This is a genomic window from Pseudomonas sp. HMSC076A11 (assembly GCF_001810205.1).
Taxonomy (GTDB): Bacteria; Pseudomonadota; Gammaproteobacteria; order Pseudomonadales; family Pseudomonadaceae; genus Pseudomonas; species Pseudomonas aeruginosa.
Genome location: NZ_KV800312.1, coordinates 21,124 through 40,770 on the forward strand (window position 1 = coordinate 21,124; position 19,647 = coordinate 40,770).

Annotated in this window: 17 protein-coding genes and 2 pseudogenes; 7 read left to right on the forward strand and 12 right to left on the reverse strand. The window is 67.5% G+C overall.

The genetic code is table 11. The annotated features are described in order from the left end of the window. Positions 1–87 precede the first annotated feature (87 nt). A complete protein-coding gene (muiA, locus tag HMPREF2716_RS17850; RefSeq protein WP_023518528.1) occupies positions 88–1,743 on the forward strand; it encodes a mucoidy inhibitor MuiA in 1,656 nt (551 codons plus the stop codon). 128 nt (positions 1,744–1,871) lie between these two features. Beyond that, positions 1,872–2,870 (forward strand): sulfate ABC transporter substrate-binding protein, encoded by a 999-nt coding sequence (locus HMPREF2716_RS17855; protein WP_003087175.1) that lies wholly within the window; start codon positions 1,872–1,874, stop codon positions 2,868–2,870. Between the two features lie 81 nt (positions 2,871–2,951). On the opposite strand, the gene HMPREF2716_RS17860 is transcribed toward HMPREF2716_RS17855, so the two are convergent. After that, positions 2,952–3,308: a DUF1937 family protein gene (locus HMPREF2716_RS17860; protein WP_003083172.1), complete on the reverse strand. Its 357-nt coding sequence runs from the start codon at positions 3,306–3,308 to the stop codon at positions 2,952–2,954. Between the two features lie 59 nt (positions 3,309–3,367). After that, positions 3,368–4,603 carry an ethanolamine utilization protein EutH gene (gene eutH / locus HMPREF2716_RS17865; protein WP_003087169.1) on the reverse strand — a complete coding sequence of 412 codons (1,236 nt, stop codon included), beginning with the start codon at positions 4,601–4,603 and terminating at the stop codon, positions 3,368–3,370. 346 nt (positions 4,604–4,949) lie between these two features. Here eutH and HMPREF2716_RS17870 point away from each other — a divergent pair. The 4 genes and pseudogenes from HMPREF2716_RS17870 (at position 4,950) to HMPREF2716_RS17885 (ending at position 9,982) form a co-directional block, all read left to right on the forward strand. Beyond that, positions 4,950–5,727 (forward strand): annotated as a pseudogene (locus HMPREF2716_RS17870) (DeoR/GlpR family DNA-binding transcription regulator). Positions 5,728–5,911: 184 nt separating this feature from the next. Then, the gene (locus HMPREF2716_RS17875; RefSeq protein ID WP_023518527.1) at positions 5,912–7,321 is read left to right on the forward strand and encodes an NAD(P)/FAD-dependent oxidoreductase; all 1,410 of its coding nucleotides are present in this window, start codon (positions 5,912–5,914) and stop codon (positions 7,319–7,321) included. Next, positions 7,308–8,546, forward strand: coding sequence for an NAD(P)/FAD-dependent oxidoreductase (locus HMPREF2716_RS17880; protein WP_003122934.1), 1,239 nt, complete (start codon positions 7,308–7,310; stop codon positions 8,544–8,546). Before HMPREF2716_RS17875 ends, HMPREF2716_RS17880 begins: the two co-directional genes overlap by 14 nt. Positions 8,547–8,566: 20 nt before the next feature. Then, positions 8,567–9,982 carry a glycerol kinase gene (locus HMPREF2716_RS17885; RefSeq protein ID WP_003087165.1) on the forward strand — a complete coding sequence of 472 codons (1,416 nt, stop codon included), beginning with the start codon at positions 8,567–8,569 and terminating at the stop codon, positions 9,980–9,982. Positions 9,983–9,989: 7 nt separating this feature from the next. On the opposite strand, the gene HMPREF2716_RS17890 is transcribed toward HMPREF2716_RS17885, so the two are convergent. Both HMPREF2716_RS17890 and HMPREF2716_RS17895 read right to left on the reverse strand, forming a co-directional pair. Beyond that, positions 9,990–11,090 (reverse strand): DmpA family aminopeptidase, encoded by a 1,101-nt coding sequence (locus tag HMPREF2716_RS17890; protein WP_003159946.1) that lies wholly within the window; start codon positions 11,088–11,090, stop codon positions 9,990–9,992. A gap of 13 nt (positions 11,091–11,103) precedes the next feature. Then, positions 11,104–12,471, reverse strand: coding sequence for an APC family permease (locus HMPREF2716_RS17895; protein WP_019726045.1), 1,368 nt, complete (start codon positions 12,469–12,471; stop codon positions 11,104–11,106). Between the two features lie 200 nt (positions 12,472–12,671). On the opposite strand from HMPREF2716_RS17895, the gene HMPREF2716_RS17900 reads away from it, so the two are divergent. Then, on the forward strand, positions 12,672–13,478 hold the full coding sequence (locus HMPREF2716_RS17900; RefSeq protein WP_003083150.1) for a helix-turn-helix transcriptional regulator: 807 nt from the start codon (positions 12,672–12,674) through the stop codon (positions 13,476–13,478). Between the two features lie 3 nt (positions 13,479–13,481). Here HMPREF2716_RS17900 and HMPREF2716_RS17905 read toward each other — a convergent pair whose 3' ends face one another. The 8 genes and pseudogenes from HMPREF2716_RS17905 to HMPREF2716_RS17940 form a co-directional block, all read right to left on the reverse strand. After that, on the reverse strand, positions 13,482–13,898 hold the full coding sequence (locus HMPREF2716_RS17905; protein WP_003087156.1) for a hypothetical protein: 417 nt from the start codon (positions 13,896–13,898) through the stop codon (positions 13,482–13,484). Between the two features lie 26 nt (positions 13,899–13,924). Then, on the reverse strand, positions 13,925–15,148 hold the full coding sequence (gene ccmI / locus HMPREF2716_RS17910) for a c-type cytochrome biogenesis protein CcmI (protein WP_003083145.1): 1,224 nt from the start codon (positions 15,146–15,148) through the stop codon (positions 13,925–13,927). Beyond that, the gene (gene ccmH / locus HMPREF2716_RS17915) at positions 15,145–15,612 is read right to left on the reverse strand and encodes a cytochrome c maturation protein CcmH (RefSeq protein WP_003083144.1); all 468 of its coding nucleotides are present in this window, start codon (positions 15,610–15,612) and stop codon (positions 15,145–15,147) included. Before ccmH ends, ccmI begins: the two co-directional genes overlap by 4 nt. Further along, the gene (gene dsbE, locus HMPREF2716_RS17920; protein ID WP_003083138.1) at positions 15,609–16,151 is read right to left on the reverse strand and encodes a thiol:disulfide interchange protein DsbE; all 543 of its coding nucleotides are present in this window, start codon (positions 16,149–16,151) and stop codon (positions 15,609–15,611) included. The genes ccmH and dsbE overlap by 4 nt, the downstream gene beginning before the upstream one ends. Positions 16,152–16,154: 3 nt before the next feature. Continuing rightward, positions 16,155–18,129, reverse strand: a pseudogene (locus HMPREF2716_RS17925) (heme lyase CcmF/NrfE family subunit). After that, positions 18,130–18,618: a cytochrome c maturation protein CcmE gene (gene ccmE / locus HMPREF2716_RS17930; RefSeq protein WP_003083137.1), complete on the reverse strand. Its 489-nt coding sequence runs from the start codon at positions 18,616–18,618 to the stop codon at positions 18,130–18,132. After that, entirely contained in the window at positions 18,615–18,791 is a 177-nt protein-coding gene (ccmD, locus tag HMPREF2716_RS17935) for a heme exporter protein CcmD (RefSeq protein ID WP_003083136.1), read from the reverse strand. Before ccmD ends, ccmE begins: the two co-directional genes overlap by 4 nt. Further along, positions 18,788–19,546, reverse strand: a complete 759-nt coding sequence (locus tag HMPREF2716_RS17940; RefSeq protein ID WP_003083135.1) for a heme ABC transporter permease — start codon at positions 19,544–19,546, stop codon at positions 18,788–18,790. The genes ccmD and HMPREF2716_RS17940 overlap by 4 nt, the downstream gene beginning before the upstream one ends. Positions 19,547–19,647: the final 101 nt, after the last annotated feature.

The window sequence follows — 19,647 nt, forward strand, 5'->3', positions numbered from 1 at the left end:
TCTTTCGCCGCACTTGCGTCTTAGGCAGCAGGAAGGGACCGCACGCACGGGTTCCTCGCCCCTTCATCCGCCCAAGGAAGAGATATCGTGAATCGACTCGCCGCCTCTCCGCTCCTGTTCGCCGGCCTGTTCGCCAGCGCTCCGTTGCTGGCCGCGCCACAAGCGGTCGACAGCCGCATCAGCGCCGTCACCGTCTACGCCGACCGTGCCGTGGTCACCCGCACCGCCCGCCTGCAATTGCCCAAGGGCCAGCATGAGATCGCCCTGGAGCAACTGCCCTTCCAGCTCGACGACACCAGCCTGCGCGCGTCCCTCGGCGCCAGCGCCGCCGCCACCCTGCTCGACGTCAGCAGCGCCGCGCAACGGGTCGAGCGCCCGGACGACAATCGTGTGCAGCAGCTCGACCAGCAACTGCGCGAGATAGACCGGCAACTGCGGGAAATCCATGACCGCGGCAGCGTGCTCGAAGCGCAGAAGAAGTTCCTCGCCGACATCCAGAGCGGCAGCACCCAGCCCGGCAAGGATCGCCCCATGCCCGGCATCGACGAGCTGAAAAGCCTGCTGCAACTGACCGAAGGCAACCTCGAACGCCTGCTCGCCGAGCAGCGCCAGCTGGACGACCGCGCCGCCGAACTGGAACAGCGCAAGCAGCAGTTGCAGGAGCAGCGCGGCACCCTCAACGGCGACGGCAAGCGCTTCAAGCGCGCGGTCCTGCGGGTCGCCCTGGAGCAACCGGCACAGGTCGAGGTGAAGCTCGACTACACCCTGCGCGACGCCTCCTGGCAGCCGACCTACGACGCACGCCTGCGCGACGGCGCGAAGACCATCGAACTGACCTACCAGGGCCTGGTCCGGCAGAGCAGCGGCGAAGACTGGACCGACGTCGACCTGACCCTCTCCACCGCCCGTCCGGCCCTGGGCGGCAACGTACCGCGGCTGAATCCCTGGATCGTCGACATCGACGCGCCCAACGCCTACTACGGTGCCGAGATGGCCATGCAGGACGTTCCGGCGCCCATGCCGCAAGCCGCTCCCATCGCCAGGACCTCGGCGAAGATGGCCATGCCGGCCCCGGCGCCGAAGCTGGCCGAGGCGCGGCTCGCCACCGCGGAGGTCAGCAGCGGAGCCGCCAGCGCCTCTTTCCACATCCCCGTGCCGGCGACCCTGAACAGCGACGGCAGCGCGCAGAAGGTCACCATCGCCCGCCTGGAAATGCCGGCCAAGCTGCGCTACCTGGCGGCCCCGGCCCTGCGCGAAACCGCCTACCTGGAGGCGGAAACCCGCAACGACAGCGACTACCCGCTGCTCCCCGGCACCCTGAATACCTTTCTCGGCAACAGCTTCGTCGCCAGCGGCCATCTGCGCGGGGTGATGCCCGGGGAAAGCTTCGAACTGGCACTGGGCGCCGACGAGGGCATCGGCATCGAACGCAAGCTGGTCAAGCGCTACACCGACAGCAGCGGCCTGATCGGCAACCGCACGCGGGTCAACTACGAATTCCGCATCGACGTGCGCAACAACCACAAGAACGCCGAACGCGTGCAGTTCGAGGACCAGTTGCCGGTCTCGCGCAACGAGCAGATCCAGGTCACCTTGCTGGAACCCAAGGCGCAGGAAATCAAGCGCGAGGACGACGGCAAGCTGAAGTGGGACTGGACCCTGCAACCCGGCGAGAAACGCAGCGCCACCCTGAAGTTCAGCGTGGAGTATCCCAAGGACCTGGCGGTCAGCGGCCTCGACTAGCGCTGGCCAAAGCGCCGGCCGCGGCATAGGCTCGAGCGGGTAATAAGCAAAGCAGTTTTTGATATTTACCCTGCATATAACCCGACGTTATAGTCGAGCCACTACAACATGCCCAAAGGAACTGCCCTGTGAAACGACTGTTCAGCGCCTCCCTGCTGGCCGCCGGCCTGGCGCTCGGCGGCGCCGCTCACGCCGCCCAGCCCCTGCTCAACGTCTCCTACGACGTGATGCGCGACTTCTACAAGGAATACAACCCGGCCTTCCAGAAATACTGGAAAGCGGAGAAAGGCGAGAACATCACCATCCAGATGTCCCATGGCGGTTCCAGCAAGCAGGCGCGCTCGGTGATCGACGGTCTGCCCGCCGACGTCATCACCATGAACCAGGCCACCGACATCGACGCCCTCGCCGACAACGGCGGCCTGGTGCCGAAGGACTGGGCGACCCGCCTGCCGAACAACAGCGCGCCGTTCACCTCGGCCACCGTGTTCATCGTTCGCAAGGGCAACCCCAAGGCCCTGAAGGACTGGCCGGACCTGCTCAAGGACGGCGTCCAGGTAGTGGTGCCGAACCCCAAGACCTCCGGCAACGGCCGCTATACCTATCTCTCCGCCTGGGGCTACGTGCTGAAGAACGGCGGTGACGAGAACAAGGCCAAGGAGTTCGTCGGCAAACTGTTCAAGCAGGTACCGGTGCTCGACACCGGCGGCCGCGCCGCCACCACTACCTTCATGCAGAACCAGATCGGCGACGTACTGGTGACCTTCGAGAACGAAGCCGAGATGATCGCCCGCGAATTCGGCCGAGGCGGCTTCGAGGTGGTCTACCCGAGCGTGTCCGCCGAGGCCGAGCCTCCGGTGGCGGTGGTCGACAAGGTGGTCGAGAAGAAAGGCAGCCGCGCCCAGGCCGAGGCCTACCTGAAGTACCTGTGGTCGGACGAGGGCCAGACCATCGCCGCCAACAACTACCTGCGCCCGCGCAACCCGGAGATCCTCGCCAAGTTCGCCGACCGCTTCCCGAAAGTCGACTTCTTCTCGGTGGAGAAGACCTTCGGCGACTGGCGCAGCGTGCAGAAGACCCACTTCATCGACGGCGGCGTATTCGACCAGATCTACAGCCCCAACTGATCCCTCGCCGCTTGACGAAAAAGCCGGAAGCGCTCGCGCTTCCGGCTTTTTCATTCGGCTTGCAGTTCAGCCACTGCCGCCTCAGCGAAACTCGTGCTCCACCTCGGACCAGAGGCTCACCCGCTGTCCGCCGGCCTCGAAGAACTCCATCTCGCGGCGGATGCCGGCGCTGTCTCGCCAGCCCGGCAGGTCGAGGACGATCAGCTCTTCCAGGTGATCCATGTAGAAGGCGTCCACCGGCGCCCACAACCTGCCGATCGCCGCGCGGTCGAGCTCGGCCAGGCACAGGTTGATCGGGTGGGACATGGAGACCTGGCTGAATACCACGTGGCCGGCGCGGACGATGGTCGCCGCGACCTCGTTGCAGGCACGGAAGCGCTGCTCGACCACCTCGGCGTCGGCATGGCTGTAGGGACAGGCTAGGAATATCTTGCGCATGGTTACCTCGTTGCGGAAAGCGACGCCGCGATGGCTCGCGGCGCTCGTCGGGGGATGTTTCAGGCTGCGTGCAGGGCGCTTTTTTCCGCCTCGTCATGCTCCTGCTCCTGCCGCGCATAGCGCTCGGCGGCAGGCACCGAGATGCGGATGGCGATGAATACCGCCAGCAGGCCGCCAAACAATTTGCCGAGCAGGATCGGCAGGATCAGCGTTGGCTGGAAGTTGGCGGTGAATGCCAGGTGATCGCCGATGGTGGCCTGGGCGCAGACGCCCAGGGCCACGCAAAGCACCTTGTCGCGAGCATTCATGTATTTGAACAGGTGGTAGGTGGCGATGATGTTCGCCAGCACCATGACAAAGGCGGTGGCGCCCGGCTGGGACAGCCCCAGGTAACGGCCGAGGACCGCCATCGGGCGCTTGCAGTAGCGCTGGAACAGGTAGCAGATGGGGAAGGTCCCGGCCAGCATGATGCCGATGTAGCCAGCGATCTCGATGGCGCGGAACAACTCTTTCTCGTCGGCGAACATCGGGTCGAAGCCCCAGCCGCCGAAGACCTTGGTGAAGACTCCGGTGAAGTGCTGGACGATGGAAAGCGCCAGGGCCATCTTGATGAACGCGTCCATCACCTTGCCGAATACCAGGAACCCGGTGACCATCGCCGTCGCCCGGTACTTCAGGCCGGCGGCCAGCAGGAAGCAGAAGACGAACAGTGGCGCCAGCAGCCGAAGCATGCCGAGGAAGTCCAGCGACAGGTAGTGCAGGGCCGGCGAACCGGTCGATACCAGTTCGCGCACCGGGATGTGGTTGAGGGTAATCAGCAGCAACGCCGCCAGCACCGCGAACGGAATGCTGATCAACCCGGCCATCGCCCCCAGCGCCAGGTACTTGTGGTCCTTGCGCTCGAGCATGGTCAGGCCGACCGGGATCAGGTAGACGATGGTCGCGCCGGAGGTGTAGCCCACCAGCATGGCGGTAATCCACATGTCGCGGTTGGCGGTCAGGGCATCGGCCAACTGGTAGCCGCCCATGTCCACCGCGATGATCGACAGCGCGGCGATGGATACGTCGGAACCGAGGGTCTGGAAGAACGGGCCGAGGGCATGGGAAATCGCCTTCGACAGATAGGGAATGGCTACCATGATGCCGGCCTGGGCGAGGAACACCGGACCGATGGCGTGGATGCCGTTGACGAACTCGCGGCCCAGACCGCTTTCCGGGCGCAGGATGGAGGCCAGCGCGCCAAGTACCGCACCCAGCATGATCAGGTAAATCACATAGTTTCCGAACTCGGCCATCTGCGTCGTTCTCCCCTCGGCAGGCTCCCGTAGCGGGATGCGTTCTTCTGGTTGTCTGGTCGGGAGGCCGGCCACGCCGGTCGCTCCGCCGAAGCGAACACTCGCATTTCGCGTGCCACAATTTGGTTTTCGTGTTGATTTGAAGGTTCGTTTTACCTAGATTGGTCACCCATACGGTCAAGTAGGCGGCCAATCCAAGAGCGTACCTGCCTTACGGACCTGTGGGATTTTCCGCCGGGCCTGCGCAAAGCCTCGCCCCGCCCCCTTCCGCCCTGCGCCGCCAGGCGCTACCGGGCGATTCACGGTAACAATCGCCGCACCAGGATGCGGCCCATGGGAGAACACGATGCGCCCCGAGGAACGCCGCCGCCACATTCTCGAATTGCTGCGCCAGCGCGAGCGGATCTCGGTGGACGAACTGGCGCGGACCCTTTCCACCTCTCAGGAAACCATTCGCCGCGACCTCGCCGCGCTGGCCGAACAAGGCCTGGTCAGCAAATTCCACGGAGGGGCCGCCCTGCCGCCCAGCGGCGAGCACGAGAACGCCTTCCAGACCCGAATGAACGAGCACGCCCAGGAAAAACGCGCAGTCGCCCGCTACGCCGCCGGCCTGTTCGGGCCCGGTGACAGCATCTTCATCGACACCGGCACCACCACCCTGCTGTTCGCCCGCGAACTGGCGCGCCAGAGCCATCTGACGGTGATCACCAACTCGCTGTTGATCGCCGGCAGCGTCGGCGCCTCCGGCAACCGTGCATTCATGATCGGCGGCGAGTACCGCCCGGAATCCGAACAGAACGTCGGCGCCCTGGCCATCGAGCAGATCGCCCGGTTCAACGCCGAGCATGCGGTGATCACCGTCGGCGCGCTGAACGGCGATGGCGCCATGGATTTTTCCATCGAGGAAGCCGAGATCGCCCGTGCCATGATCGCCCAGGCCCGCCAACTGACGGTTATCGCCGACTCCTCGAAGCTCGGCCGGCGCGCCCTGTTCCAGGTCTTCCCGCTGAGCCGGATCAACCGCCTGGTGGTCGACCGCAAGCCTACCGGGGAACTCTGGGAAGCCCTGCAACAGGCGCGGGTGGAAGTCCACGAAGCCCCCCCTGCGCACCCCGCAGGCCTGACTCCCCTCGCGGGCAACCCCGGAGACAGGCCGGGGCTGTGCCGGTGGCTGCCCGTCGATTAATCGATTGACTGTTTCTTTTTCAGTTGCCACATTAAAACAACAAATTTCACATAAAATTCTGTGTGAAAATTCAGTGTTACGGTCAAAAAGAAAACTGATACCAAAAGAAACAGGCAGAAACGATGACTGAGCCGCTTGCGACAAAGACCGCGATCTTCGACGTTGCAGTGATCGGCGCTGGCGTGGTGGGTTGCGCCATGGCCCGCCGCTTCGCCCTGGAAGGTGCGCGGGTGGTCCTGCTGGAAAAAAGCACCGACATCCTCTCCGGTGCCAGCAAGGGCAACAGCGCGATCCTCCATACCGGTTTCGACGCGCCGCCCGGCAGCATCGAACTGGCCTGCATGCAGGAGGGCTATCGCGAATACCGCGACATCCATGCGCGCCTCAACCTGCCGCTGCTGGAAACCGGCGCCCTGGTGGCGGCATGGAGCGACGAGGATCTGGCGCGCCTGCCGGCCATCGTCGAGCAGGCCCACGGCAACGGTGTCGATGACGTCCGCCAGATCGGTCGCGACGAGGTCCTGGCGCTGGAGCCGCAGTTGGCCGGCAATGTGCTCGGTGCGGTGCGGGTCCCCGGTGAGCATCTGATCGACCCCTGGTCCGCGCCGCTCGCCTATCTGCAACAGGCGCTGGCCCATGGCGCCGAGGCCTGTTTCGACGTCGAAGTGCTGGACGGCGCCTTCGACGGCGGCGAATGGCTGTTGCATACCCGCCGCGGCGATCTGCACGCGCGCCAGGTAATCAACTGCGCCGGACTCTTCGGTGACCAACTGGAACAGCGCCTGCTCGGCGCGGCGAGCTTCGCCATCCATCCGCGCAAGGGCCAGTTCGTGGTCTTCGACAAGGCCGCCGCGGCGCTGCTGCGGCACATCCTGCTACCGGTACCCAACGAGCGGACCAAGGGGGTGGTATTCACCCGTACTGTCTTCGGCAACCTGCTCGCCGGCCCCACCGCCGAGGAACAGGACGACCGCGAACAGGCACGGGTCGACAGCGACACCCTGCAGCGACTGATCGACGCCGCCGTCGAGCGGATCCCCGGCCTGCGCGGCATGCCGGTCACCGCCACCTACGCAGGATTGCGACCGGCCAGCGAAAAGAAGGAATACCGCATCCGCCAGGTCGACGGACGCAACTGGATCAGTGTCGGCGGCATCCGTTCCACCGGTCTCACCGCGGCGCTGGGCATCGCACGCCACGTCTATCGTCTCTACCAGGGCGAGCGCTTCCACGAAGCGGTTCGCGAGCCGCTCTGGCCACAGGTACCGAACCTCGCCGAACACCTGCCGCGCGACTGGCAGCGTCCCGGCTACGACGAGATCGTCTGCCACTGCGAGATGGTCACCCGCCGGGAAATCCTCGCCGCCCTGGAAGGCCCGCTGCCAGCCGGCGACTTCGGCGGCCTGAAGCGTCGCACTCGCGCCTGCATGGGACGCTGCCAGGGTTTCTACTGCAACGCGCGGGTCGCCGAGCTGAGCGCCGGCCGCCTCGCCCAGCCCCTCGCCACCGGGAGTTGCCATGAGCATCACTGAACAGGTCGACGTCGCCATCGTCGGCAGCGGTCCCGCCGGATTGGCAGCCGCCATCGAACTACGCCGCCAGGGCGTCGCCCGGGTCTGCGTGCTGGAGCGCGACGGCGAGGCCGGCGGTATACCCCGGCATTGCGCGCATCCGCCGTTCGGCCTGCGCGAACACGGCCGCCTGTTGACCGGCCCGGCCTATGCACAGCGTAACGTCGAACAGGCCGAACGGGCCGGGGTGGATATCCGCCTGCGCCATAGCGTGGTTGCTCTCGCCGCCGCCGGCCTGCTGCAACTGGCCACCCCGGAAGGCCCGCGCAGTCTGCGCGCGACACGCGTGCTGCTGGCCACCGGCGCACGCGAGACGCCGCGCTCGGCGCGCCTGCTGGGCGGCGACCGGCCACTGGGCGTGATCAATACCGGCGCGCTGCAAGCCTATCTCCATCTGCAAGGCCTGAAGCCGTTCGAACGGCCGCTGATCGTCGGCACCGAGCTGGTCAGCCTGTCCGCCGTGATGAGTTGCCGGCGTGCCGGCATCCGCCCGGTGGCCATGCTCGAACGCAACGCACGGGCCACTGCGCGTTGGCCGCTATCGTTGTTTCCCAGGCTGTGCGGAGTACCGATGCACTTCTCCAGCGAGCTGCTGGAGATCGAAGGCCGCGGCCGGGTCGAGGCGGCGCGGGTACGCCTGGGCGACGGGCGCGTCGAACGGATCGCCTGTGACGGCATCCTCCTCAGCGGACGCTTCGTTCCCGAATCGAGCCTGGTCCGCCTCAGCCACCTGGAACTGGACCCGGCCAGCGGCGGCCCGCGCATCGATCAGTTCGGCCGCTGCTCCGACCCCGCCTATTTCGCCGCCGGCAACCTGCTCCGGCCGATCGAGACCGCCGGCTGGTCGTTCCGCGAGGGACGAAGGATCGCCGGCCTGCTGGCCGCCGACCTGCGGGCCGAACTGCCGAGTGCCGCACCTGGCATAGCCATCGATTGCAGTGGTCCGCTCAAGCTGTGCGTGCCGCAGCGGCTGCTGGCCGACCCGACACCCGGCCTGGCGCATCTGCAGCTACGCGTAAGCGAGGCCGCCAGCGGCCGCCTGCGGATCCTGGCCGATGGTCGCCCGGTGTGGGAGCGTGCCCTGTCCTGCCTGCCGGAGCGCCGCCTGCTGGTGCCGCTGGCCGCCCTGCGCCTACCGCCGGACACCCGGCGCCTGGAAGTCGCCTTCCTCACCTCCGGCCACTGAACCCGCGAAGAGAACCGACCATGCGAATCGCCGCCCTCGACCAGGGAACCACCAGTACCCGCGTGCTGGTCGCCAGCCAGGACGGCAGCGCCGATATTCAGTTGGCGCTGCGTCACCAGCAACACCATCCGCAGTCCGGCTGGGTCGAGCACGATCCGCTGGAACTGCTGGCCAACCTGCAACGCTGCCTGGAGGCCAGCGGCCGGGTCGACGCCATCGGCCTCGCCAACCAGGGCGAAAGCTGCATGGCCTGGGACGCCCGCAGCGGCGAGCCGTTGTCGCCGCTGATCGTCTGGCAGGACAACCGCACCACCCCGCACATCGAGCGTCTACGCGCCAGCGGCGCCGAGGCGCTGGTCCTGGAACGCAGCGGCCTGCCGCTCGATGCCTATTTCTCGGCCAGCAAGCTGGGCTGGATCGTCGAGCACCTTCCTGCCGCTCGCCGGGCTCTCGAGGCCGGCCGCCTGCGCCTGGGAACCAGCGACGCCTGGTTTCTCGACCGCTTGTGCGGAACCTTCGCCACCGACGTCACCACCGCCTCGCGCACCGCATTGATGAACCTCGCCGAGGGCCGCTGGGACCCCGAACTGTGCGCCCTGTTCGGCGTGCCGATCGAGTGCCTGCCGGAAATCCGCGACACCGTCGGCCATTTCGGGGTGATCGGCAACACCCCGCTGACGGCCTCGGTGGTCGACCAGCAGGCCTCGCTCTACGGTCACGGCTGCCGCCAGCCGGGTGATGCGAAGATCACCTTCGGCACCGGCGCCTTCGCCCTGACCCTTAGCGGCGAGCGGATCATCCGCTCGCCGGAGACAGGCCTGCTCGCCACCATCGCCTGGCAGATCGATGGCAAGCCGGTGTACGCCATGGACGGCGGGGTCTACGATGCCAGCGCCGCAGTCGAGTGGGCCGGGCGTCTTGGCCTGTTCAGCGACTTCTCGGAACTGGCCGGCTTCGACCGGCCGCCGGCCATCGACCGCGGGCTGGCCTTCGTCCCGGCCCTGTCGGGACTCGCATGCCCGCACTGGGACCGCAGCGCCGGCGCGATGTGGCTGGGAATGGACGCCGGCACCCGCCGCGAGGACCTCTGCCAGGCCCTGCTCGAAGGCGTGGTGCTGCGCAGCGCCGAGGTGATCCAGGCGATGGACGGCTACCTGAAGGTCACCGACCGCCTGTCCATCGACGGCGGCCTGGCGCGCAGCCCCTACTTCGCCCAGTTCCTCGCCGACAGCCTGCAACGGCGCATCGTCACCCAGCGCTTCGACGAACTCACCGCCTTCGGTTGCGCCGCCCTTGCCGCGCGTGGCCTCGGCTACGAGCTGGCGGAGCCGCGCAACACCCGCACGGAGTTCCAGCCGCGGGTCGACGCCGGCACCGCCCGGCGCTGGCAGGTGCGTTTCAGCGAAGCGGTGGCACGCACCCGCGGCTGGCGCTGAGCCGCTTTCAGCGTCCCGGCCAGCCGGTCTCGCGCAGCGCCGCCAGGAGCGTCTCCCCCTTCAGCGCGGGCACCAGCCGGCCGTCCTCGGTGCGCATGTCCTCGCCGGCCAGCAGCACGTTGACGATGGCTTCTTCCACCGCCTCCGCCGCCGCGGCGAACAACGGCGAGATGTGGTCGTTGTTGAGCATCCGCAGCGGCGTGCTCTGCGGCAGGTCCTTGCGCGCATAGTCGGCTGGCGGCAGGTCCTGGTTGCCGGTGGCGAAAGCGAGGAACACGTCGCCGCTGGAGTCCTCGGTACCGCCGCCGGTGCGCGCGACGCCGATCGAGGCGCGCTGCGCCAGGCGCTGGCACTGGTGCGGCAACAGCGGCGCATCGGTGGCCAGGATCACCACGATGGAGCCCATACCCGGGGTGCCTTCCTCGCTGAACGGCGAGGGGATGTCGCCCAACCGGCGGCCGACAGGATAGCCGTCGACCCGCAGCTCGCGGCGCTGGCCGTGGTTGGCCTGGACCAGCGCGCCCACCGTCCAGCCGCCCTGCTCCGCCGGAAGCCGCCGCGATGCGCTACCGATGCCACCCTTGAACTCGTGGCAGATCATCCCGGTACCGCCGCCCACCGAACCTTCGCGGACCGGTCCGGACTCGGCGCAGGCCAGCGCCTCGCCGACCTGGCGGGCGCCGACGTGCTGGCCCCAGATATCGTTGAGCAGGCCGTCGAAGGTCTCCATCACCACCGGCATGCACCAGTACAGCCCGCTGTCGCCGAGTTCGGCGCGCTCCTCGGCGATCAGCGCGTCGCGCACCGCGCCGACGCTGTGGGTATTGGTGATGGCGATCGGGGTGGTCAGCAGGCCGGCTTCGCGGATCCACTCCAGGCCCGTGGCGTCGCCGTTGCCGTTGAGCACATGGCAGCCGGCGAAGCAGGGTTGCAGGCGCGCCGCACCGGCGCGCGGCTGGACCAGGGTGACGCCGGTGCGAACCTGCCTGCCGTCGATCCGCTGGTTCAGGGTGCTGTGGCCGACGCGCACGCCGGGAACGTCGGTGATCGCGTTGAACGGGCCGGGAGTGCCCAGGCCGAGGGTGATGCCAAGTTGTCGAGCGCGCATGCGGACTCCTGTTTCAAAGCTTCTGGAACGCCGGACTGAGCTTGCCGTAGGTGCAGTAGAGAATCACCGACACCGCCAGCAGTCCGACAATGATCATCACGTCCCTGGCCGAGGCCGCCAGGAACAGGTTGAGCAGCAGGTATCCCGCGCCGCTCACCGCCAGCAGCGCCGGCAGCGGCCACAGCGGCATCCGGTAGGGATGCTCGCGGTCGCGCCGCAGCACCCGGCTGAACAGCGCGCAGAGGGCGACGATCAGGTAGACCATGACGATCAGCAACACGGTGAACGAGGTCAGTTCGGCCAGGTTGGAGCTGAAGCTCAGCGCCGCCGAGGGAATGGCGAGGAACAGCGTGGCCAGCCAGGGCGATTCCCAGCGCGGATGGATACGGGTGAAGGCACGGTTCAACGCTGGCATCCAGAGCGCGTCGCGACCGCTGCTGAAGATCACCCGGGCGCTCTGGATGACGATGGCGACGATGGCGTTGAACACCGAGAGGAAGATTCCCGCGCTGACCAGGCGCGACAGCGTCTCGTTGCCATGGCTGTTCAACAGGTAGCCGATCGGATCGGGGCTGGCGAGCATCGCCGGGAGCGACGGCGCGCCGATCAGCAGCGCGGCGAGCGGGACGATCTCGATCAGTACTACCAGCGCCAGCGACCAGAGCACCGCGCGATGCACGCTGTGGCCGCCGTCCTTCATGTCCTCGGCGAGCAGCACCGCGCCGCCGAAACCGTTGTAGGAGAACAGCGCGGTACCGACCGCTCCGATCACCAATGCCCAGGGTGCGATCGCCAGCAGCCCGCCGTCGCCGACTACCTGCGGCTGCAGCAGGACGCTCGCCGGTTGCTGTGCATGGCCGAAACCGAGGCCGACGATCACCAGCAGCGCCGCCACTTCCAGCAGCAGGCAGGTACCCGTGACCCAGGCGTTGACGCGGATGTTGAGGATGCCCAGCAGGTAGCTGAAGGCAACGATCGCCAGGGCCACGGTCTGCGCATCGAAGTGGGTGCCGAGGGCAGCGTTCAGGTAAGTCGCCGCGCCGGTGGCGAGCACCGGCGGGATGAACAGCAGCATCGCCAGCACCGTGAGGAAGGTGGCGTAGCCGGCCAAGCCGCCGAACACCCGCTTGGCGTAGACATACTCGCCGCCGGCGGTGCTGTGCGCCCTGCCCAGCTCGGCATAGCAGCAGGCGAACATCAGCGCCAGCACCCCGGCCAGGGCGAAGGCCCAGAAAGCGCCGGTGCCGGCCTGCTGGATGGCGAAGGGGGCGATGACGAAGACGGAACTGGCGGGAGTGACTGCGGAAACGGTGATGGCGACCACGTCGAACACGCCCAGCGTGGGTTTCAGCGCACTTTCGGGCGCGGGGGAAGAGCTCATGTCGTTGTCCTCTGATTGTTATTGAAGTTGAGGCAGTAACGGAGACTCGCGGCGGCCCCTTGCCGGGGCGCTGGTTATGCGCCGACTCTAGGAGCGCGGAACCGGCGGGCCAATCACCCTTTGGGGTTACGCCCCTTGACGCGGCGGGTGGAAAAGCCGCAAACCGGAGCCTGCGAAAACCCACCGTGGAGCGAATACGGATGCACACCCTGTTCCGGGACATCGGCATGCACGCCAGCCTGGGCCGCGCCATCGAACAGATCGGCGGCAACCGTTTCTGGAAGCAATTGATCCTGCTGCTGCGCCAGCACCTGCCGTTCGACAACGCCCTGGCGATCTTCTACCCCGCCAACGGCGTGCCGGTGGCCCTGGAGGAATACGACGCCGAACCGCACGCCGGGCCGGCCTCGATGCTCGCCTACCTGAACGGGCTGTACCTGCTCGACCCCTTCTACCAGGCTTGCCGGGAAGGCCTGGCCAGCGGCCTGTACCGCCTCGAGGAGATCGCCCCGGACCATTTCCGGCAGAGCGAGTACTACCTCAGCTACTTCCACGACAACGTTCTGGAGGACGAGGTGCAGTTCATCCTACAGGTGCCCGGCCAGGGCGCGCTGTCGCTGTCGCTGGGCATGCAGAGGATGTTCGCCGACGAGGAATGCGGGATGCTCGGCTTGCTCTCGAGCTGGGTCCTGGCGCTGATGCAGCAGCACTGGCAGCAACGCAGCCAGCGCCTGTTGCCGGCTGCACCGCAGGAAGAGATGGCCACGCAGATACGCGACGCCCTCAGCCACTTCGGCGCCAGCGTGCTATCGGAACGGGAACTGGAGATCGCCCGCCTGATCCTTCGCGGCTACTCGTCGAAGGCCATGGCCGAGCGCCTGGCGATCTCGCCGGAGACGATCAAGGTCCATCGGCGCCACCTGTACGCCAAGCTGGACATTTCCTCGCAACCGGAGCTGTTCTCGCTGTTCATCCAGTCGCTCGGGCACGACCCGGAGAACCCCTAGGGATCATGGATTGGCGTAGCGCCGGCTGAGACCGGGCGGGATGCCGCGAGCGTCGGTCTCGGTCCATGGACCCTGCGGGCTGGTGGACCAGAACCAGCCGCCGTCCCACCGGTAGTAGGTGCGCTGGCGGTAGTAGAGATCGCGCTCGCCACGGATCACGTAGACCCCCAGGCTGCCGTCCCAGACGCCCTTGCCGCCTGGCGGCGGGGCGAACTGCGGACGCGAGCGGCTGGGCTGCGCCGGAGTCTGCGGTTGCGGGGTGATGCGCGGCGGGGTGGCGCCGGGCGCGCTGGACGGACCGGGCTGCGGCTGGCTCTGCGGCGGCAGCGAGGCCGGCGGTTCGCTGGTCTGCGGCGGATGCACCACGCACCCGCCGAGACCGCCCAGGAGAATCGCCAGACCCAGATACTTCGCCTTCACCGCCGCACCTCCCCAACCGATTGTCGTTATGGCCGGGCCGCCTGGGGCTGGTCCGGGCCGTCGATGGTCAGCGCTTGCGCCGACGACTGGGCAGTAGACAACGGTTTGCCGCGTCCGATCCACTCGCCGGAGATGGCGTTGCCGGCGCGGGATACCCGTGCCACCAGCTCGACCTGCGGGAAACCGCTGAGCTTGAGCTGCGGCATCATGGCGTCGGCATCGCTCAGGCTGACCTCGGCCGGCAGGTCGGCGACGGTCAGGCGCTTCACTGCCAACGGCATCGGCGGGCCGCCGACGGCGCGGGCGAAGACGAACACGCTGTCGTCGGCCTTGACCTGGCCCTTCACCGCGTCGCTGATATCCACCTTCACCGTCAGGGTCACCCCGGCGGCAGCGGGCGCGGCCGGCGCCGGCGGAGTCTGCCCGGCCTCGGTCATGCGCTCGCGGGCGCGCTGGATGCCGCCCTGGATCGCCGAGCGTGCCGGGTCCTCGTTCGGCAACACCGACACCAGGCGCTCCCAGAAGCCGATGGCGTCGGCGTAGCGCTGCTCTTCGAAGGCGGCGATGCCGAGCAGGCCAAGGGTGGTCACTTCGGCCGGGTCGCCCTTCAGCGCCTCGTCGGCCAGGGCCTTGATCTGCGCGGTCATTTTCTTGCCACCGGAGAAATACAGTGCCTGCGCCCACTGGCCGAGCACTTCCGGCTGCCGCCCGCTGAGTTCGGCGGCGCGTTCGAAGGCCCGCGCCGCATCGGCGCCGCGTTCCTGGGTCATGTAGGTGCGACCGAGGAAGTACCAGCCCTGGGCGGAATCCGGCTGGGCCTGTACCGCGCGCTCCAGGCGCGCAGTCATCTCTTCCATGGAGTGCGGCGCCTGGGCGAATTCGCGGGCCAGCTCGACCTTGTCGCTGGCGCCCCAATGCAGGTACAGGCCGAGCGCGACCAACGGCACCAGCAGCGCCGCGACCAGCGGGACCGCCCGGCCCAGGCGCGAGCTACGCTCTTCGCCGCTGCCCTCGGTGTCGGCGAGCAGTTCGCGGGCAGCCTCGGCGCGGCCATTCTCCAGTTGCTCGGCGGTCAGCGTGCCGGCGGCCTGCTGGCCGGCCAGCTCGGCGATCCGCTCCTGATAAAGCGCGACGTTCAGGGCGGTACGGTCTTCCTCGGCCTGGGCGCGACGGCCACGCAGCAGCGGAATCAGCAGGAATGCCAGGGCCGCCAGCAGCAGCAGGCCAGCAGCGAGCCAGAAATCGATCATTTGTCGTTCTTCAACAGGTTGGCGAGGCGCGCTTGCTCCTCGGCGGACAGGGTGGTTTGCACCTTGGCAGCGGTGCGCCGGCGGCGCAGGACGATCACGCCGATCACCAGCACGCCGAACAGCAGCAAGGCGCCCGGACCGAACCAGAGCAGCCAGGTACGCTCGTTGACCGGCGGCTTGTAGCGAACGAAATCACCGTAGCGGGCAACCATGTAGTCGACGATCTCGCCGTCGCTCTTGCCCTGCTGCAACTGGCCGTAGATCTGCTTGCGCAGGTCGGCGGCGATCGGTGCGTTGGAGTCGGCGATGTCCTGGTTCTGGCACTTCGGGCAGCGCAGTTCCTGGGTCAGGTTGCGGAAGCGCTCGCGCTCGGCGTCGCTGGCGAACTCGTAGGTGTCGATGGCGGCCCGGGCCACGCCGCAGAGGGCGAGACCGAGCATCGCGGTGGCGAGGAAACGCTTCATCGGGCCTCCGGCTCGTCCAGCAGTTGCTGGTACAGCGGCGCCAGTTGCTCGCGCCAGACTTTCTGGTCGACCACCCCGACGATCTTGTGGCGGATGATGCCCTGTTTGTCGATCAGGTAGGTTTCCGGCGCACCGTACACGCCCAGGTCCAGGCCCAGGGTGCCGTCGGCGTCGCTGATGCTCAGCAGGTAGGGATTGTGCAGCTCGTTCAGCCACTTGATGGCGGCGGCGTTGTCGTCCTTGTAGTTGATCCCGTAGATCACCACGCCCTGCTCGGCCAGTCGGGTCAGTTCCGGGTGCTCGACCCGGCACGACGGGCACCAGGTGCCCCAGACGTTGACCAGCGCCGGCTTGCCCTTGAGGTCGGCCTCGGTCAGGCGCCGGGCCGGGTCCTGCACGCTGGGCAGGTCGAAGGCCGGGAACGGCTTGCCGATCAGCGCCGAGGGCAGCTCGCTGGGGTCCAGCCAGAGGCCGCGGAAGAGGAACACCGCGACGATCAGGAAGATCCCCAGCGGCAGCAGCAGAATCGCTCGTTTCAAGACTCAGGCTCCCTGACCGGCGAGGCCCAGGGCCTCGCGCACACGTGTTTTCACCTTCACCCGGTAGCGCCGGTCGAGCGCCGCCAGGGCGCCGCCGAGGCCCATCAGCAGGCCACCGAACCAGATCCAGCGGACGAACGGCTTGACGTGCACGCGCACCGCCCAGGCACCGTTCTCCAGCGGCTCGCCGAGCGCCACGTAGAGGTCGCGGGTAAAGCCGGCATCGATCCCTGCCTCGGTCATCATCGAACTCTGCACGGTGTACAGGCGCTTCTCCGGATGCAGGGTGGCGATCTCCTTGCCGTCGCGGCTGACGTGGATGCTGCCCTTGTCCGAGGTGTAGTTCGGCCCTTCGTGGTGCTTCGCGCCGTCGAAGAGGAAGTGGTAGCCGCCCAGTTCGACGGTGTCGCCGGGCGACATGCGCAGGTCACGCTGGGCGCTGTACTGGCTGCTGAGGACGATGCCGATGGCGCACACGGCGATGCCCAGGTGCGCCAGTTGCATGCCCCAGTAGCTGCGGGTCAGGCTGCGGGCGCCGGCCAGCACGCCCTTGTGCCGGGTCTTGTCGAGGAAGTCGCGGAAACCGGCCAGGACCACCCAGGCGGATAGCAGGAACACCGCCAGCACCGCCCAGTTGAAATCGCCGAAGTACATCGAACCGGCCGCCGCCAGGACCGCGCTGGCCACCAGCACCGGGGTCAGCATGCCGAGCAGCCAGCGGCTCGGGGTGTCCTTCCAGCGCACCAGCACGCCGACCGCCAGGGCCGCCATCAGCGCCGCCATCAGCGGCAGGAACATGGCGTTGAAGTACGGCGGGCCGACCGACAGCTTGGCGCCGCTGAGGGCATCGAGCAGCAGCGGGTAGAGGGTCCCGAGGAGGATCATCGAGGCCGCCACCACCAGCATCAGGTTGTTCAGCAGCAGCAGGGTCTCGCGCGACCACAGGGCGAAGCCGACCTGGCTCTTGACCACCGGCGCGCGCAGGGCGAACAGGGTCAGCGAGCCGCCGACCACCAGCAGCAGGAAGGCGAGGATGAACACCCCGCGCTCCGGGTCGGAGGCGAAGGCGTGCACCGAGGTGAGCACGCCGGAGCGGACCAGGAAGGTGCCCAGCAGGCTCAGGGAGAAAGCGGCGATCGCCAGCAGCACGGTCCAGCTCTTGAACACGCCGCGCTTCTCGGTCACCGCCAGCGAGTGGATCAGTGCAGTGCCGACCAGCCAGGGCATGAAGGAGGCGTTTTCCACCGGATCCCAGAACCACCAGCCCCCCCCAGCCCAGCTCGTAGTAGGCCCACCAGGAGCCGAGCACGATGCCGATACCGAGGAAGGCCCAGGCTACCAGGGTCCAGGGCCGCGACCAGCGCGCCCAGGCGGCGTCCAGGCGGCCGCCGAGCAGTGCGGCGATGGCGAAGGCGAAGGCCACCGAGAATCCGACGTACCCCATGTAGAGCATCGGCGGGTGGACGATCAGGCCGACGTCCTGCAGCAGCGGGTTGAGGTCGTTGCCGTCCATCGGGGTCTGCGGCAGCAGGCGGCTGAACGGGTTGGAGGTGATGATCAGGAACAGCAGGAAGCCGGTGCTGATCATGCCCATCACCGCCAGCACGCGGGCCAGCATGACCTCCGGCAGTTGCCGGGAGAAGATCGACACGGCGAAGGTCCAGCCACCGAGGATCAGCGCCCAGAGCAGCAGCGAACCTTCGTGGGCGCCCCAGACGGCGCTGAACTTGTAGTACCAGGGCAGCGCGCTGTTGGAGTTGCCGGCCACGTAGGCCACCGAGAAGTCGTCGCGCAGGAAGGCCCAGGTCAGGCAACCGAAGGCGAAGGCGAGGAAGGCGAACTGCCCCCAGGCCGCCGGGCGCGCCAGGCTCATCCACTGGCGGTCGCCGCGCCAGGCGCCGACCAGCGGCAGGCTCGACTGCACCAGGGCCAGGCAGAGGGCGAGGATCAGGGCCAGGTGGCCGAGTTCGGGGATCATCTACTTGCCCTCCTGGTTGTACGAGGTCTCGCCGGCGGCCTTGCCGTTCTCGTAGTGCTTCAGTTGGCCGCTGTCCTTGAGCGCCTTGGTGACTTCCGGCGGCATGTAGTTCTCGTCGTGCTTGGCCAGCACTTCATCGGCCACCAGCACGCCGTCGCCGCCCAGCTTGCCGAGGGCGACGATGCCCTGCCCCTCGCGGAACAGGTCGGGAAGGATGCCATGGTAGGCGATGGTCACTTCCTTGGCGCCGTCGGTGACCACGAAACGCACGTTCAGCGAATCCTCGCTGCGTTGCAGAGAACCCTTTTCCACCAGGCCGCCGGCGCGTATGCGGGTGTCGGTCGGCGCTTCGCCGTTGGCGATCTGGGTCGGGGTGTAGAACAGGTTGATGTTCTGTTGCAGGGCCGACAGCGCCAGACCCACCGCGGCGCCGACGCCCACCACGATGGCGAGGACGATGATCAGACGTTTCTTGCGGACCGGATTCACTGCTGGGCCTCCCGGCGCAGACGACGCGCCTCTTCTTGCAGGTAGCGGCGCCGGGCCAGCAACGGCTCGGCGACATTGATCGCCAGCACCAGCAGGCTGATGCCGTAGGCCGACCAGACGTAGGGACCGTGATGGCCCATGGCGAGGAAGTCGCCGAACGATTCGAAGCTCATCGTGCCTTCTCCACCAGAGCCTTCACCTCGGCTTTCGCCCAGGCGGTGCGGGACTCGCGCTTGAGCACTTCCAGGCGCATGCGCACCAGCAGCATGGCCGCGAAGAAGCAATAGAAGCCTAGGACCATGATCAGCAACGGCAACCACATCTCCACCGGCATCGCCGGCTTCTCGGTGATGGTGAAGGTGGCCGGCTGGTGCAGGGTGTTCCACCACTCCACCGAGTACTTGATGATCGGGATGTTCACCACGCCGACGATGGCCAGTACGGCACAGGCCTTGGCCGCGCTGTCGCGGTTACTGATCGCCTGGCCGAGGGCGATGATGCCGAAATAGAGGAAAAGCAGGATCAGCATCGCCGTCAGGCGCGCGTCCCAGACCCACCAGGCGCCCCAGGTCGGCTTGCCCCAGACGGCCCCGGTAAGCAGCGCGACGAAGGTCATCCAGGCGCCGATGGGGGCGGCGCACTGCACCGCCACGTCGGCGATCTTCATCTTCCAGATCAGCCCGACGGCACCGGCCACGGCCAGCATGACGTAGCAGGACTGGGCGAGGAAGGCCGCCGGCACATGGATATAGATGATGCGGAAGCTATTGCCCTGCTGGTAGTCCGGCGGCGCGAAGGCCAGCCCCCAGACGCAGCCGGTGACGATCAGCAGCGCCGCCGCCACGGCGAACCAGGGCAGCCAGCGGCCGCTGATCTCGTAGAACCACTTGGGCGACCCAAGCTTGTGAAACCATGTCCAATTCATCATCAGGCTCTGTTTACAGGGCTCTTTGGAAATACCGGGCAGGCCTTCCGCTGCCAGCCCGGGTCAAGCGTGGGCGGCGCAGCCGCCCGGTACCGCACGCCCGC

Bases quoted from the DNA above. Each gene is read 5' to 3' on its own strand.
- HMPREF2716_RS17860 (WP_003083172.1), bottom strand. From the start codon at position 3,308: ATGCGCAAGATATTCCTAGCCTGTCCCTACAGCCATGCCGACGCCGAG.
- eutH (WP_003087169.1), bottom strand. From the start codon at position 4,603: ATGGCCGAGTTCGGAAACTATGTGATTTACCTGATCATGCTGGGTGCG.
- HMPREF2716_RS17875 (WP_023518527.1), top strand. From the start codon at position 5,912: ATGACTGAGCCGCTTGCGACAAAGACCGCGATCTTCGACGTTGCAGTG.
- HMPREF2716_RS17880 (WP_003122934.1), top strand. From the start codon at position 7,308: ATGAGCATCACTGAACAGGTCGACGTCGCCATCGTCGGCAGCGGTCCC.
- HMPREF2716_RS17885 (WP_003087165.1), top strand. From the start codon at position 8,567: ATGCGAATCGCCGCCCTCGACCAGGGAACCACCAGTACCCGCGTGCTG.
- HMPREF2716_RS17890 (WP_003159946.1), bottom strand. From the start codon at position 11,090: ATGCGCGCTCGACAACTTGGCATCACCCTCGGCCTGGGCACTCCCGGC.
- HMPREF2716_RS17895 (WP_019726045.1), bottom strand. From the start codon at position 12,471: ATGAGCTCTTCCCCCGCGCCCGAAAGTGCGCTGAAACCCACGCTGGGC.
- HMPREF2716_RS17900 (WP_003083150.1), top strand. From the start codon at position 12,672: ATGCACACCCTGTTCCGGGACATCGGCATGCACGCCAGCCTGGGCCGC.
- ccmI (WP_003083145.1), bottom strand. From the start codon at position 15,148: ATGATCGATTTCTGGCTCGCTGCTGGCCTGCTGCTGCTGGCGGCCCTG.
- ccmH (WP_003083144.1), bottom strand. From the start codon at position 15,612: ATGAAGCGTTTCCTCGCCACCGCGATGCTCGGTCTCGCCCTCTGCGGC.
- ccmD (WP_003083136.1), bottom strand. From the start codon at position 18,791: ATGAGCTTCGAATCGTTCGGCGACTTCCTCGCCATGGGCCATCACGGT.
- HMPREF2716_RS17940 (WP_003083135.1), bottom strand. From the start codon at position 19,546: ATGATGAATTGGACATGGTTTCACAAGCTTGGGTCGCCCAAGTGGTTC.